Below are 13,954 nucleotides of genomic sequence, written 5' to 3'. Positions count from 1 at the left end.
AGTCCCGCTGGAACGGGGGTAGTCTCGTTATCTCGTTCGGCTTTGAGGCACAGTAAGTCAGCTTCTGAAGCCAGCGCAGGGGGGATCCACCAGTGGGGTGGCCTCGATACGTTCGACCCGTATGTCCTCCACCAAGAAGATGAAAGAGGCCGGAATCCGCAGGGATTCCGGCCTCTTTTATGTGTCGTCAGGTTTTGGGGATCGTGCCGGGGCCGCTCAGGCCTCCGAGAGTTCGTCATCCGGGAGTCGCACCAGCGTGAGCCGGTAGCCCACGTTGCGGACCGTGCTGATCAGGTTCTCGTGATCCACTCCGAGCTTGGCGCGGAGCCGCCGGATGTGGACGTCCACGGTGCGGGTGCCTCCGTAGTAGTCATAGCCCCAGACCTCGGTCAGCAGTTGTTGGCGCGTGAATACCCGTCCCGGGTGCTGCGCCAGGTACTTCAGGAGTTCAAATTCCTTGAACGTCAGGTTCAGGGGCTGGCCGCTGACCCGGGCGGTATAACTCGCTTCGTCAATCACGACGCCGGCAGCACGGATCTCCGTCTGGGTTTCCTCTTCGCCGGGAACCGCCCTTGCCATGGCGAGGCGGATACGGGCTTCCACCTCGGCCGGTCCGGCGGAGTCCAGCACAATGTCATCCACTGCCCAGGCCGAGGAGACGGCAGCCATGCCGCCCTCCGTGAGGATGAGCATGAGCGGAGCGCTGAGCCCGGTGGCCTTCAGCAGTTGGGTCAAGGAGCGGGCCCCCACCAGATCCTTGCGGGCATCAAGGAAAACGATGTCCGTGGGATCGGTTTCAAGCAGGGCCGTGGGTTCTGCCGGGAGAATGTGTACGCGGTGGTTCAGCAACTCCAAGGCAGGCAAAATGTCCACCGATGAGCCGGTGCTGTTCGTCAGGAGCAGGATGTGCGACATAGTTCCTCCAATGGGCTGTACGCGCATCATCGGGCGTCGAAACCGGAGATTCCCGGCCGGTCACAGCGCATTGGCAGCCTCTGCCCGTTGTAACGGGATCAAGGCCAATACAGTGCACCGTTGAAGTCTGAGTATACCCATCAGTGCCCTGCGACACATGGATTCGTGACGGGCGGACACCGGAATTACGACATATTGGGCCGGCATAAGGCAGGATTGTCGAGAGGTCGTAAGGCGCATCGGATTGAGGTCGGCACACAGTGAAGTCTTGGAGCATCGGGGTATTTGGACTCGTGGCGCTCACAGCCATCGTGGCCAGCACCTTCGTTTCCCGGGAAGCCATGGTGGGCGTCGGCATTGCTGCCTCCGCGGCCGTGGGGATTGGCTGGCCGCATTTCCTTGGTGTCCCTGCCAAGAAAACCCTGGCGGCGGTGATCGGGTTGGCCGGTGCGGGATCGGCAGTGACCGCAGCCTACCTTCCGGCTCCTGGATTCCTGGAAGGAACGCCGGCATTCATTGCCGTAGGCGTGATGGCGGTCTTCGTTGTCCAGCTTGTCCGCGGAACGGGGCAGGCGCAGCGCCTGGAATCAACACTCGGATGCTGTGCCGGCGTGCTCTTGAATTGCCTGGGCGCAGGGTGGATTGCCGGCGCACGGTTCAACGGAGTGAAGGAAATGGTCCTGGTGGCCGGCCTGAGCGCGGCAGTGGCCCTGATGGTGGGAATCATCCGGTGGCCTGACCGTATCGTGGCTCCGCTGGGTGTCGTCATGGCCGGACTCATGGGTCCCCTCGCCGGTCTTGTATTCTCTGATATTGCAGTACTTCCCGCGGCGTTGGTTGGCGTGGTGGTTGGCTCCGTCCTCGTGTCCTTCCGGCGGATGACTACCCTTCGGCGCGGCCGCCTGAACATTCCGGCAGCCGTGGGAATGGGAGTTGCCCCCGTCTGGGCGGTGGGGGCCTTGGTGTACTTCATAGACAAACTACTCATCTACTAACGGTTAGGATGGCATCATGTCTGTACTCGCATTTGAAATCTTCTTCCTCGTCCTCCTTGGCCTGGCCAGCGTTGCCATGGCATGGTTCGCAGGTTTTGTCGTTTACCGCCTTTTCAAGGGCCAGAAGTAAACTTTCCGGTCCTGCTCTCCAACAGAGGTAGTCGTTGTGCCTATTGAGATCCCTACTGATCTGACGCCTGAACTCGTCCCCCTTTCCTGGCTCATTGGTGAGTGGGAAGGACGCGGCCGGCTCGGCAGCGGTGACGAGGATTCCGAGCATTTCGTCCAGCACGTTTCCTTCACCCATAATGGCTTGCCCTACCTGCAGTACAGGGCCGAGACCTGGCTCAGTGACGATGACGGCGCAAAGTTGCGTCCGTTGACTGTCGAAACCGGGTTCTGGGCCTTGGAGCGGAAGCTCCAGGAAGGCGACGGCGGACCCGGCCTGATTCCTGCGGACATCGTCCCGGTTCTCAAGACCGCCGACGATGTGGAAGAGCGCCGCAACAAAGACGGTGGCTTCGACATCTCAGTGTCGATTGCGCACCCCGGTGGCATCACCGAGCTTTACTACGGTCAGATCAAGGGACCCCAGATCCAGCTGAGCACCGACATGGTGATGCGTGGGAGCCACTCCAAGGAATACACCGCAGCCACCCGGATCTTCGGCCTGGTGGACGGGAACCTCCTGTGGCGGTGGGATGTTGCTGCCAGCGGCAAAGCACTCGAAGCCCACGCCTCGGCATTTCTGCACAAGGTGTCCTGACCCGGGGCTTCACCGGACGTTCCAGCAAGCAGCCAGCAGAAGGAGCAGAAAGTGAACACCCACCTCAAGCCCGAAGGCTACGAGGGCCTCAAGGCCGTCTTCTTCAATGGCACGCTGAAGCCTTCACCGCAACCCAGCAACACTGACGGGCTGATCAAGATCAGCCGGGACATCATGGAGAAGCAGGGTGTCACTACCAAGCTTGTCCGGACCGTTGACCATGACATTGCCAGCGGTGTCTATCCCGATATGCGCCAGCATGGCTGGACAACGGACGAGTGGCCCGGGATCTACCCTGATGTCCGCGAGGCCGACATCGTGGTAGTGGCCGGCCCCATCTGGTTGGGTGACAATTCCTCCCAAACCAAGAAACTCATCGAGCGGCTGTATGCCCACTCCGGCGAGCTGAACAGCAACGGCCAATGGGCGTTTTATCCCAAGGTGGGCGGTTGCCTCATCACGGGCAACGAGGACGGCATCAAGCACTGTTCCATGAATGTGCTGTACAGCCTCCAGCACATCGGCTTCACCATCCCACCCCAGGCGGACGCCGGATGGATCGGTCCCGTGGGTCCCGGTCCCAGCTATCTGGACGAAGGATCGGGTGGTCCTGAGAGTGATTTTACTAACAGGAACACCACATTCATGACCTGGAACCTGCTCCACATGGCCAAAATCCTCAGGGATGCCGGGGGTATCCCGGCTTACGGCAACCTGCCGGAGGAATGGAAAGCGGGTACCCGGTTCGACTTCGAAAATCCTGAATACCGCTGACCTGAAATATCGCCACCCCCGGAATACTGCTGAGCTGCAAGGACTTCTACTACATATGACTTACACGAGCCCTCTGTTGTCGCGCCCTGGCGCCGTCGAGGACACCGGCCTGGACGCCGGCGTCGCTGCCCACTATGGCGAGCCGCTGCGTGAGCAGCGTGCCTTGGCAGCCGGCACCGCCGTCGTCGATCTTTCGCACCGGGGTGTGGTGACCGTGTCCGGACCGGACCGGCTCAGCTGGCTCAATACGCTGTCCTCGCAGCAGCTCACCAACCTCCAGCCTGGCGTCGCCAGCGAACTGCTGCTGCTCAGCGTCCAGGGCCGCATCGAGTTTGATGCCAGGGTTATCGACGACGGCGAGACCACTTGGCTGATCGTGGAGGCCGCAGAGGCTGCACCTCTGGCCGAGTGGCTGAACAAGATGAAGTTCATGCTTCGGGTGGAGATTGAGGACGCTTCGGAGCAGTGGGCAGTTCTTGGCGCCACCAAGCCCGTGGAGCAGTTCTCGTCCCGCCTGGTGTGGGAAGATCCCTGGCCGCATGTCAGCCCGGGCGGCTATGCGTACAGCATTGTCCCGGAGGAGTCGCACCCTGGGCTCGAGCGGCCGTGGTTCGAATACCTCGTCCCTGCGGCGGAGCTTGAGCAGACGGTTGAGGGCCTTCCCCTGGCTGGAGCGATGGCAGCGGACGCCCTGCGGGTCGCGGCATGGAGGCCGCGCCTGGGTGCCGAGACCGACGAAAAGACGATTCCCCACGAACTGGATCTCCTGAGGACCTCGGTCCATCTGAACAAGGGCTGCTACAAGGGGCAGGAGACCATCGCCCGCGTCCACAACCTGGGCCATCCGCCGCGCCGCCTCGTGTTCCTGCAGTTGGACGGTTCGCAGCACACGTTGCCGGCTGTGGGAAGTGTTGTATTTGCCGGGGAGCGCAAGGTGGGTACTCTGACATCGGTGGCGCAGCACTTCGAAATGGGACCCGTGGCTTTGGCCGTGATCAAGCGTTCCGTTTCGGCGGAGGAGTCCCTGACGGTGATGGATGGCGAGGAGCCGTACATCGCCGCCCAGGAAGTGATCGTCGCCCCCGACGCCGGCCAGGTTGTCGGGCGCCAGACCGGATTCCTGAAGGGACCCCACCGATGAGCCAGCCCACAGGCCCTGCCGGCCACGACGCAGGTGTCGACGACGAAACGTTGGCCCTTGCCCATGCATTGTTTGATGCTGCCCGTGAAGGCGACACCGACGTGCTTCGGAGCTACTTGAATGCGGGCGCTCCCGCAACCCTGACCAACGCTGCCGGTGACTCGCTGCTGATGCTTGCGGCCTACCACGGGCACGAGGAAGCCGCGCAGGTGATCCTCCATCACGGCGCGGACGTCAACGCCGCCAACGACCGCGGCCAGACGCCCCTTGCCGGGGCGGTGTTCAAGGGCTACACGGCCGTCGCCCGGGCGCTGTTGGATGCAGGAGCAGACCCCGACGCCGGAACCCCCTCCGCGCGTGATGCTGCAACCATGTTTGCGCGGACGGAGATCCAGGCCCTCCTGGGCTGAGTCCTCAAGCACTCAAGCCCGACCGCCCACAGCGGTCGGGCTTATTTGCGCCCCTATATTCCACGTGGAATAGTTGTGGTGGAATATTACTTGCGGAAAGAGGTTTGGCATGCCCAAAGCTGCTGAGCTGACCCCCTTGGGTGTCGCGTCTCTGGCGCTCCTGGCGGAACAACCTATGCATCCCTACGAGATGTATCAAGTGCTGATGGCGCGGCACGAGGACCGCCTGGTCAAGGTCAGGCCAGGGACGCTTTATCACGCCGTTGGCCGTCTGGAGGAAAGCGGGCTGGTCGAGGCAACAGGCACGGAACGGGAGGGCAACCGTCCTGAGCGGACCACGTACCGGATCACTGACGCCGGACACGGCGCCCTCGAAGCCCGTCTCCAAGCCATGCTGTCAACGCCGGTCAACGAGTACCCACTCTTTCCGCATGCCATCGCCGAAGCGCATCACCTCCCGTCCAGCACGGTGGTGGAGCTGCTGGAAGAACGGGTGGTAGCACTCACTGCCGATCTCGACTTCCTGGTCCGGGCGGAGGCCACGGTGACGGCCAAGGGACTTGCCCGCAAGTACTGGATTGACATCACGTATCAACAAGCAATGCGCCGAACGGAGATCGCGTGGATCCGCGGCCTCCTCGAGGAGTTGGGCAACGGGCACCTGCCCTGGGACGAACCCCTGCCGGCTCCATCAGACACTTCACACAAGCCAAAGGAATCCCTTGGAAAACGTAGCTAAGCCGTGGCCCGCGCTGTGGTCACTCGTGGTGGGCTTCTTCATGATCCTCATCGACACCACCATCGTGTCGGTCGCGAATCCGCGGATCATGGAGGGCCTCAACACGGACATCAATGCCGTCATCTGGGTCACCAGCGCCTATCTGCTGGCGTACGCAGTGCCCCTGCTCATCACCGGGAGGCTGGGGGACCGGTTCGGACCGAAGAACCTTTACCTGATCGGCTTGGTCGTCTTCACCCTTGCGTCGTTGTGGTGCGGTCTCTCCGGTGACGTCACCATGTTGATCGCCGCCCGTGTCCTCCAAGGCCTGGGTGCAGCCATGATGACGCCCCAGACCATGGCCGTCATCACCCGAATCTTCCCGCCGGACCGCCGCGGTGCGGCCATGGGGCTGTGGGGAGCTACCGCCGGCATGGCCGTGCTGGTTGGCCCTATTCTTGGCGGCGTGCTGGTGGACAGCCTGGGTTGGGAATGGATCTTCTTCGTCAACGTCCCCATTGGGATCGTGGCCTTCATCCTGGTGATGCGTTTCGTACCGAAACTGACCACCCACACGCACTCGTTCGACGTTCTCGGCGTGGTGCTGTCCGCCGTCGGCATGTTCCTGCTGGTCTTTGGCATCCAGGAAGGCCAGACCTACAAGTGGGGAACGGTCACCGGATTCGTCACCGTTTGGGGGCTGATCATCACCGGGCTGGTGGTCCTGGTTCTCTTTGTGCTCTGGCAATGGCTCCTTGAACGCCGGGGCGGGGAACCGCTGCTGCCACTTGGCCTGTTCAAGGACCGCAACTTCTCCCTGGGCAACACCACCATCATGGCCGTCGGTTTCACGGTGACGGCGTTCCCGCTGCCCACCATCTTCTACTACCAGACGGTCCGCGGATTGACGCCCACCCAGTCGGCGCTGCTCATGATCCCCATGGCCGTTATTTCCGGTGCCCTGGCACCGTTCGTAGGCAAGCTCATTGACCGGGCGAATCCTCGATACTTTGCCTCGTTTGGCCTGCTCTGCATGGCAGGAGCCCTCTTCTGGACCGCTGCCCTGCTGGGACCGGACACTCCCATCTGGATGTTCCTGTTGCCCAGCGCGCTGCAAGGTGTTGCCAACGCCTTCATCTGGGGACCGGTGTCCAACGCCACCACCCGCAACCTGGAACCGCGGCAGGCCGGTGCAGGCTCCGGTGTCTTCAACACCACCCGCCAAATCGGTGCTGTCCTGGGTTCAGCGGCCATCGCTGCCCTGATCCAGTCGCGGCTCTCCGCGGAATTGCCCGCAGCCCCGGCCGGTGCTCCCGTGGGCGAAGCGTCCATGGGCGGCGTACTGCCGGACGCCCTTCATGCAGGATTCTCGACGGCGATGAGCCAGTCCATCCTGCTGCCCGCCTGCGCGATCCTGCTGGGCGCGGTGGTGGCGCTGTTCTTTGGGAAGCCGAAGTCAGTAAAGGGTTGGGGCGGCAGGTCCGCATCCGCGCCGGAAACTGCCAAGGCTGATCTCAACACCTAGGGTCTTGTCCACCTGATGCCCTGAAGAAGACTCCTCAAGGGCATCAGGTGGACAAAATCTGGGGGAATCAGCCGAGCAGCACGCTCGCGTGGAGCCCGCCCGTGGCAAAGCCTAGGCTGCGGGCCATCGCGAGCGCTCCGGTGTTGCTGACATCGGCTTTCCACTGGAGGGTCAGCCCGGACGCCAATGCTTCGTGGGCTGCAATGGACGCCGCCAGGGTTCCCAAGCCGCGGCGACGCCACGGAGGCGCCACCAGAACGCCCATGTTGGCCAGGATGCCTTCCCATTCGGAGTAGGCACCGCAGGCCACGGGGGTGGGCGGTGCCTCGTCAGGGTGCATGATGGTGAACCGGTGTTCCAGGCCCTGCAGCCCCACCTCATTGACATCGTCCGGAGGGCACTGCCCTTCAAGGCTGATGGCCTCCGGGTTGCCCCGGGAGACTGTGAGGTCGTCGGAAGGTTGCTGCAGCGGCAAATCGTCAGCGAAGAACAGGGCCGTTGATCCCAGCCCGTGCCCTCCATGGGACCGGGTCAGGGTCAGCAGGGTCACGTGTTGGGCGAGCTCTGTATCAGGAAGTCCGACGGCGGCGTCCAAGGCCCACTGCGGCCCCACCATTGCGGAAACTCCGAAGAGCCTGAGGAAGACCACTGCCCGGGCTGATTCGTCCACGCGGGTGATGCGGTGTGCGGGGTCGCCGGGGTCCGTTGTCGAGTTGGTGAGCCGGGCTGCGGCGGTGGCGAAAGCGTCGTCGTCGAGCCCCAAATGGCGAGCCCACGCCAGCTGGATAATGGCAGCGGACGTGGGCTCAAGAGTCATGGATTCAGCCTAGCCGACTAGCCGAAAAGCACAGACGCTTCGTCGTAGCGGTGCTGCGGTACGGTCTTGAGCTTGCCCAGGGCTTCCTCGAAGCCTACGTGGGAGATGTCCGTTCCCTTGAGGGCCACCATGGTGCCCCATCGTCCGTCCACTACGGAGTCGATGGCGGCCATGCCCAGGCGGGTTGCCAGAACGCGGTCGTAGGCGGTGGGGACGCCACCGCGCTGAATGTGGCCGAGGATAGTGGCGCGGGTTTCAATGCCCGTGCGGGCCTCGATCTCGGGGGCCAGCTGGTCCGCGATGCCGCCGAGGCGGGGACGGCCAAAGGTGTCCAGCCCGCGCTCGGAGTGGGGGGACTCCATATGTTCCGGAACGAAGCCTTCGGCAACCACTACCAGGGGCGCGCGGCCACGATCGTGGGCTTCCTGAACCCACTCAGTGATCTCCTCGATGCTGACCTTCTGCTCGGGGATCAGGATGGCATGGGCGCCGGCGGCCATGCCGGCGTGCAGGGCGATCCAGCCGACATGGCGGCCCATGACTTCGGCGATCATGCACCGGTGGTGGGACTCCCCGGTGGTCCGGAGGCGATCAATGGCCTCCGTGGCGATCTGGACTGCGGTATCGAAGCCGAAGGTGTAGTCGGTGGCATCGAGGTCGTTGTCCACGGTCTTGGGGACGCCGACGATTTTCAGACCTGCATCGGTGAGGCGCTTGGCCGCTGCCAGGGTTCCCTCGCCGCCGATGGCGATGATCGCGTCAATGCCCAGGCGTTCCATGTGGGCTTTGATGACCTCCGGGCCACCGCCGTTTTCGAACGGGTTGGTGCGGGATGTGCCCAGGATGGTGCCACCCTGCTTGGCGATACCGCGGACCATGGTGCGGGGGATGTCAATGACATCACCTTCCACCACACCACGCCAGCCGTCACGGAAGCCTACAAATTCCTGGCCGTGGATGGCGATGCCCTTGAGGACGGCTCCCCGGATCACTGCGTTGAGGCCGGGGCAGTCGCCACCGCTGGTCAGAATGCCAATTTTCATGTTTGCTCACTCATGGCTTGGAGGAATACGTGCAGAGCGCCACGCTGAGCTCCCCATGATTGTAGACGCGCATGTGGGGTGGGACACAAACGGTTACTTTTGAACCCGGCCGTGCGGTATTGGAAACGTGTCTGAAAACAAAGGAAGCGCCCCGCCTGGTGGCGGGACGCTTCGTGTGCTTTGTGACCGGGACTTACCGGGAACGCTGGCTGATGAACGATTCGAGGGCGATCTTGTTGTTCTGGTCCGGCAGGATCAGCCAGCCAAGGATATAGATCACGAACGCGGGTCCCGGCAGCAGGCAGAAGAGCAGGAATGCCACCCGGACGTATGCCACGTCCACCCTGAGCTTGGCCGCGATTCCTCCGCAGATCCCGCCCAGCCAGCGTTGCGGTCCACGCTTCAGGCCGAAGCCCCTGACGATGCTGAAGAACTTGTCCATGGCTACAGACTTCCCTGTTGTAGTTGCTTTGTCACTTCGTAGTGGTCACTTTTTTGGAACCTTTGCGGGCGGAGAGGAGTCCTCCCACTACCAAGGCCGCTCCTGCACCGATCATCAGGCCTATCAGGACGTACGTGCCGTTCAGTGTGACCCAACCGAGCGTTGAGATGACGATCAAGGCCGCCAGGGCTATCACGATCAACCCCCACACCACGGTGCCGATCCGGGCTTGCCGGGGCTCGTCGTCGTCCGCGTGCTCCACCTGGAAGCTGCGCTCCAGCGGTGGCGTCAGCGGGATTTCCTGGAGCCGTGGCTTGGGCAGGGCCTCGGTGGGGTTGGTTTCTTTGGGCAGGGGCACTGTGGGCTGGGCTTCGTTGGCCTTGCCGGGCTCGTTGGTGCTCATGTCAGTTTCCTTCCTGGATGGTCACGTTGCTGAACGTGCCGTCGATTTCCACCACGAGGTTGGCTCCGGGCTTCCCGGTGTTGTACAGGGTCCGCTCGTCCTGGAGCCGGCCGCCGCGGTCCGAGCCGCGTTCGTTGAGGTTGCCGAAGGTCATGTCCGCCCTGACTTCCACAGGCACGTCGTCGGGAATGATGACCGTCACGTTGCTGGCGGTCGCATCAACGGGGATCAGGACTTCGGAGATCAGCGGGGGATTCATGGTGATGTCGGTCAGGTCCACCACCCCTTGGGCGCCGGTGACGTCGATCCCTTGCCGCGCTTGCTCCAGGGATGTGGGTGCCCAGTTCACGTCGTGGAAAGTGAAACGGTCTCCGTCCCTGGGGACCACGTTGAAGATCCCGCCGATGATGAGGGCAGCCACTGCAAGGAAACCAAGGAACCCTGAGGTCCGGCCGCGGAGCCCCGCGACCAGGATGCCCAGGCCCAGGACTGCGGCACCGGTGGCCCACACCACGGCGTTGGCGGAGTTGCCCAACTCAATGACGTTCCCGGCGTCGAGCGCTTTCAACGTACCGCCGGCCAGCAACGCAGCCCCGGCAGAGACTGCCACGATCGCAGCCCCGGGTCCCTTGCGCTTGGGGGCGGCGGGCTGGGGCTGCCAGTCCTGCGGGGGAATGGGGCCCTGCGGCGGACGGGGGCCGGACGGATTGGACGGGCTGTAAGGACCCGACGGCGTGTACGGGCCCGATGGCGGTACGGCGCCGGCGCTGTGACCATGGAGGTTTGTGCCGTGCTGGCCGACGCCGTAGACAGGGACGCCCGTGTTGCCCGCGGTCGAAGTCCCATACGCGGCAGACGGCCCGTAAGCGGTTGACGGCCCGTGGGCCACTGGCGTCCCCGGTGCGGGGGTTCCGTACGCGGAGGTCTTCCCGGGTGCTGCGGAATAGTTCTGCTGACCCATGGGCGGAGTTCCCTTCGAAGCTTTGTTGCGTTGGACCAGGAAGTAGATGAGGTAGAAGATGCCACCCATCCAGAACAGCGTCCAGAACAGGCCAGGCAATCCGTCCCAGCCCCAACCCCAGAATCCCCGGCCCAGGCTCGGGAGTCCGATGATCGTGGTGATCAACGCGCCGGTCATGCCTCCGGACCAGCGGCCGGCAGCAGCTTCCTGGACGTGGATGCGGCCATCGGGCTCCGGCAGGAGGGCCCAGGCAATGCCGTAAAGCAGCACCCCAACGCCGGCGAAGAGCGCCAGGACAATGAAGATGCCCCGCACAATCAGCGGATCGATGCCGAAGCGGTGGGCCACGCCGCTTGCGACGCCGCCAATCCAGCGGTCCGGTCCGCGGCGGATGCCTTGGTTGCGGATCCAGTCGAAGAAGTTCTCCTGGGAAACGGCCGGAGCGGCGCCGGCCGGCGGGTAGTTGCCATTGTCCGGACCAGTTCCCGCGGAAGTGCCGGCGGTGGGTCCTTGCTGTGCGCCGGAGGTGCCGGCAGTGCCTGGCGTTCCGGGTTCCTCTGGATTGATGCTGTTCGCGTTCATACTTCGATCCTGCCGCCCCGCCCGTCCTTCCCTCTACTGGGGGATACCCTGAATGACCCCTGAGGGACCCCCGAACTACGCTGGTTTCCAGTCCGGGTCACCCTTATCCGTGTTTGGATTGGTACATGACTACCGCTGTACAACGCCCCGTGCTGGTTCGCAGCAGCGACCGCATGATTGCCGGCGTCTGCAGTGGGCTGGCAGATCACTTGGGCTGGCCGGTCAAGTTGGTCCGGCTTGGCATGATCCTGGCGTGTTTCGCCGGCGGCGCCGGCGTGGCTTTCTACGCGTGGCTGTGGACCATGGTTCCCACGGCGGATGAGAGCGCCAAGCGCAATGCCCGCCGTCCGGCGTCGCCCATTGCTCCTGCCGTAAGCCTGCCGCCCAGTGGTGGAACCACGCCTGCCGGATTCACACCAGGCGCTGGAAGTCACCAGGCATCGAAAACGTACGACGCCGGATGCCCACCATTGGCGGCCGGCGCACCCCCTGTCCTTGGTTCCGTCCCGGTGGGCGGGCCGTTTCCCGGGGCAGCTGCTGGCCATCCGGTCCCGGGCGGCAGCGACGCCGCGGGCCGTGGTCAGGTTCCCGCTGCTGAACCTGCAGGGTTTGGCAGTCCCACCGCCGCGTGGGACTGGGCGGGCAGCGGCGGTGGGGGCGGCTTGGCATCCTGGTTCTCCTCACGGCGTATCCAATATGGCAAGGAAATCCTTCTCGGCGCGGCCCTGCTCCTGGTGGCCGCCATCCTGATTGCCCGCCAGTTCGGCGTCGACGTTCCCCTGGGGACCCTCATACCGGCTGCGGCCATCCTGGGCGGTGCGGCTATCGCCTGGATGCAGCTCGACGAAACGCGCAGGGCCGGCCTGGTGGACAAGACGAAAGCCGATCAAGCCGGGGGCTGGGTCCGGCTGGCAGCCGGCCTGGCGCTGGTGGTGGCGGGCGTCCTGGTCATGGTGTCCGGCTCGGGATCGTGGGAACAGACCTGGCTGGCGCTGCTGGCGTCCGTGGCCGTCCTGGGTGGGGTTGCCCTGGTTCTGCTGCCCTGGGGACTCAAGTTTTGGAAGGACCTGGAAACCGAACGGGCAGGACGCATCCGGGAGACAGAACGCGCCGAGATTGCCGCCCATCTGCACGATTCCGTGCTGCAGACCTTGGCGCTGATCCAGCGCAGGGCGGGGTCGGAGCAGGACGTCGTACGGCTTGCCAGGGCACAGGAACGCGAACTCCGGGCCTGGCTTTTCAGTGATGCAGCCAAGGAATCGGGGCTCCTGGCCGAGCGCATCAAGGCTGTCGCAGCGGAGGTTGAAGACTCCCAAGGCCATGCGGTAGAAGTGGTGGCGGTGGGCGATACCGACATGACGGAGCGGCACGAGGCCATGGTGCAGGCAGCCCGTGAAGCGATGCTCAACGCCGCGCGGCATGGCGGCGGAGCGGTGTCCGTGTACGTGGAGAGTACTGCGGGCACCACGGAAATCTTCGTCAAGGACCGCGGTCCCGGCTTCGATCCGGAAGCTGTTCCGGACGACAGGCTGGGCGTCAAGGAATCGATCATTGGCCGGATGAAGCGGCACGGTGGCACAGCGACCATCAACAGCAGCAGCGACGGAACGGAAGTCCGGCTGACCCTGCCGTCCGCCAACGGCGACGCGGGCGAACAACGGAACAGTGAAACCCGGAACAGTGAAGCCCGGAACAGTGAAGCCCGGAATGGAGAAGCGAAGCAATGAGCACCACCCCCCAGAATGGTCCAGGACGCACGGTGCGGGTGGTGATCGTGGATGACCACACCATCTTCCGGTCCGGGCTGAAGGCCGATCTCGATGCCCGCATGGACGTCGTGGGAGAAGCCGGAACGGTGGAGCAGGCCATCGCCGTCATTGCCGAAGCCCGCCCCGAGGTGGTGCTCCTGGACGTTCACCTTCCCGGCGGACTGGGCGGTGGCGGCCGTGAGGTCATTGCCGGATCGGCCGCGTTGCTGGGAACCACCAGCTTCCTGGCGCTCAGTGTTTCGGACGCAGCCGAGGACGTGGTCTCCGTCATCCGCGCCGGTGCCCGCGGGTATGTCACCAAGACCATCTCCGGCAGAGAGATTTCCGATGCCGTGATCAGGGTGGCCGATGGCGACGCAGTCTTCTCACCGCGGCTTGCGGGCTTTGTGCTGGATGCGTTCGGTACTGCTCCGGCGGATATCGCAGACGACGAACTGGACAAGCTTTCTGCGCGCGAACTCGAAGTCATGAGGCTCATCGCGCGGGGATACAGCTACAAGGAGGTCGCCAAGGAACTCTTCATTTCCATCAAGACCGTGGAAACCCATGTTTCGGCCGTCCTGAGGAAGCTGCAGCTCTCCAGCCGCCACGAGCTCACCAAGTGGGCGGCCGAGCGCCGCCTCCTGTAACGCTCGTTCACTTCCCGTCGGGTTTTCCCGATCGCTCTCTCAGATCCCGCGCCTTAAACGAAAA

The 13,954-nt window shown here is 63.8% G+C and carries 15 protein-coding genes; 9 read left to right on the top strand and 6 right to left on the bottom strand.

Annotation, left to right across the window (positions count from 1 at the left end):
• Positions 1-216: 216 nt before the first annotated feature.
• Positions 217-915, bottom strand: coding sequence for a response regulator transcription factor (locus tag QEH68_RS15145; RefSeq protein ID WP_018776718.1), 699 nt, complete (start codon positions 913-915; stop codon positions 217-219).
• Positions 916-1,175: 260 nt separating this feature from the next.
• Between QEH68_RS15145 and QEH68_RS15140 the strand changes: the two genes are divergently transcribed.
• The 7 genes from QEH68_RS15140 (at position 1,176) to QEH68_RS15110 (ending at position 7,244) form a co-directional block, all read left to right on the top strand.
• Positions 1,176-1,910, top strand: a complete 735-nt coding sequence (locus tag QEH68_RS15140; RefSeq protein ID WP_207594259.1) for a permease — start codon at positions 1,176-1,178, stop codon at positions 1,908-1,910.
• 166 nt (positions 1,911-2,076) lie between these two features.
• On the top strand, positions 2,077-2,676 hold the full coding sequence (locus QEH68_RS15135; RefSeq protein WP_207594258.1) for an FABP family protein: 600 nt from the start codon (positions 2,077-2,079) through the stop codon (positions 2,674-2,676).
• A 51-nt stretch (positions 2,677-2,727) separates the two neighbouring features.
• Positions 2,728-3,450: a flavodoxin family protein gene (locus QEH68_RS15130; RefSeq protein ID WP_280623272.1), complete on the top strand. Its 723-nt coding sequence runs from the start codon at positions 2,728-2,730 to the stop codon at positions 3,448-3,450.
• Positions 3,451-3,505: 55 nt separating this feature from the next.
• Positions 3,506-4,591 (top strand): folate-binding protein YgfZ, encoded by a 1,086-nt coding sequence (locus tag QEH68_RS15125; RefSeq protein WP_207594256.1) that lies wholly within the window; start codon positions 3,506-3,508, stop codon positions 4,589-4,591.
• Positions 4,588-5,001, top strand: a complete 414-nt coding sequence (locus tag QEH68_RS15120; protein WP_280623271.1) for an ankyrin repeat domain-containing protein — start codon at positions 4,588-4,590, stop codon at positions 4,999-5,001. Before QEH68_RS15125 ends, QEH68_RS15120 begins: the two co-directional genes overlap by 4 nt.
• 109 nt (positions 5,002-5,110) lie before the next feature.
• Positions 5,111-5,740, top strand: coding sequence for a PadR family transcriptional regulator (locus QEH68_RS15115; protein WP_280623270.1), 630 nt, complete (start codon positions 5,111-5,113; stop codon positions 5,738-5,740).
• On the top strand, positions 5,724-7,244 hold the full coding sequence (locus QEH68_RS15110; protein ID WP_280623269.1) for a DHA2 family efflux MFS transporter permease subunit: 1,521 nt from the start codon (positions 5,724-5,726) through the stop codon (positions 7,242-7,244). Before QEH68_RS15115 ends, QEH68_RS15110 begins: the two co-directional genes overlap by 17 nt.
• A 67-nt stretch (positions 7,245-7,311) precedes the next feature.
• Here QEH68_RS15110 and QEH68_RS15105 read toward each other — a convergent pair whose 3' ends face one another.
• The 5 genes from QEH68_RS15105 to QEH68_RS15085 all read right to left on the bottom strand — a co-directional run bounded on the left by QEH68_RS15105 (position 7,312) and on the right by QEH68_RS15085 (position 11,492).
• Complete coding sequence (locus QEH68_RS15105; protein ID WP_280623268.1) at positions 7,312-8,061, bottom strand: GNAT family N-acetyltransferase; 750 nt, start codon at positions 8,059-8,061, stop codon at positions 7,312-7,314.
• 17 nt (positions 8,062-8,078) lie between these two features.
• Positions 8,079-9,104 carry an ATP-dependent 6-phosphofructokinase gene (locus QEH68_RS15100; protein WP_280623267.1) on the bottom strand — a complete coding sequence of 342 codons (1,026 nt, stop codon included), beginning with the start codon at positions 9,102-9,104 and terminating at the stop codon, positions 8,079-8,081.
• Between the two features lie 193 nt (positions 9,105-9,297).
• Positions 9,298-9,546: a PspC domain-containing protein gene (locus QEH68_RS15095; RefSeq protein WP_207594251.1), complete on the bottom strand. Its 249-nt coding sequence runs from the start codon at positions 9,544-9,546 to the stop codon at positions 9,298-9,300.
• A gap of 31 nt (positions 9,547-9,577) precedes the next feature.
• Positions 9,578-9,949, bottom strand: coding sequence for a hypothetical protein (locus tag QEH68_RS15090; protein ID WP_207594250.1), 372 nt, complete (start codon positions 9,947-9,949; stop codon positions 9,578-9,580).
• A 1-nt stretch (position 9,950) separates the two neighbouring features.
• Positions 9,951-11,492 (bottom strand): PspC domain-containing protein, encoded by a 1,542-nt coding sequence (locus tag QEH68_RS15085; RefSeq protein WP_207594249.1) that lies wholly within the window; start codon positions 11,490-11,492, stop codon positions 9,951-9,953.
• 125 nt (positions 11,493-11,617) lie between these two features.
• Here QEH68_RS15085 and QEH68_RS15080 point away from each other — a divergent pair, with 125 nt between their 5' ends.
• Together QEH68_RS15080 and QEH68_RS15075 are read left to right on the top strand one after the other, a co-directional pair.
• On the top strand, positions 11,618-13,219 hold the full coding sequence (locus QEH68_RS15080) for an ATP-binding protein (RefSeq protein ID WP_280623266.1): 1,602 nt from the start codon (positions 11,618-11,620) through the stop codon (positions 13,217-13,219).
• A complete protein-coding gene (locus QEH68_RS15075; protein ID WP_280623265.1) occupies positions 13,216-13,890 on the top strand; it encodes a response regulator transcription factor in 675 nt (224 codons plus the stop codon). Before QEH68_RS15080 ends, QEH68_RS15075 begins: the two co-directional genes overlap by 4 nt.
• Positions 13,891-13,954: the final 64 nt, after the last annotated feature.

It is taken from the genome of Paenarthrobacter sp. OM7 (genome assembly GCF_029873575.1).
Taxonomy (GTDB): domain Bacteria; phylum Actinomycetota; class Actinomycetes; order Actinomycetales; family Micrococcaceae; genus Arthrobacter.
This window is presented reverse-complemented; position numbering and strand designations above follow the sequence as displayed.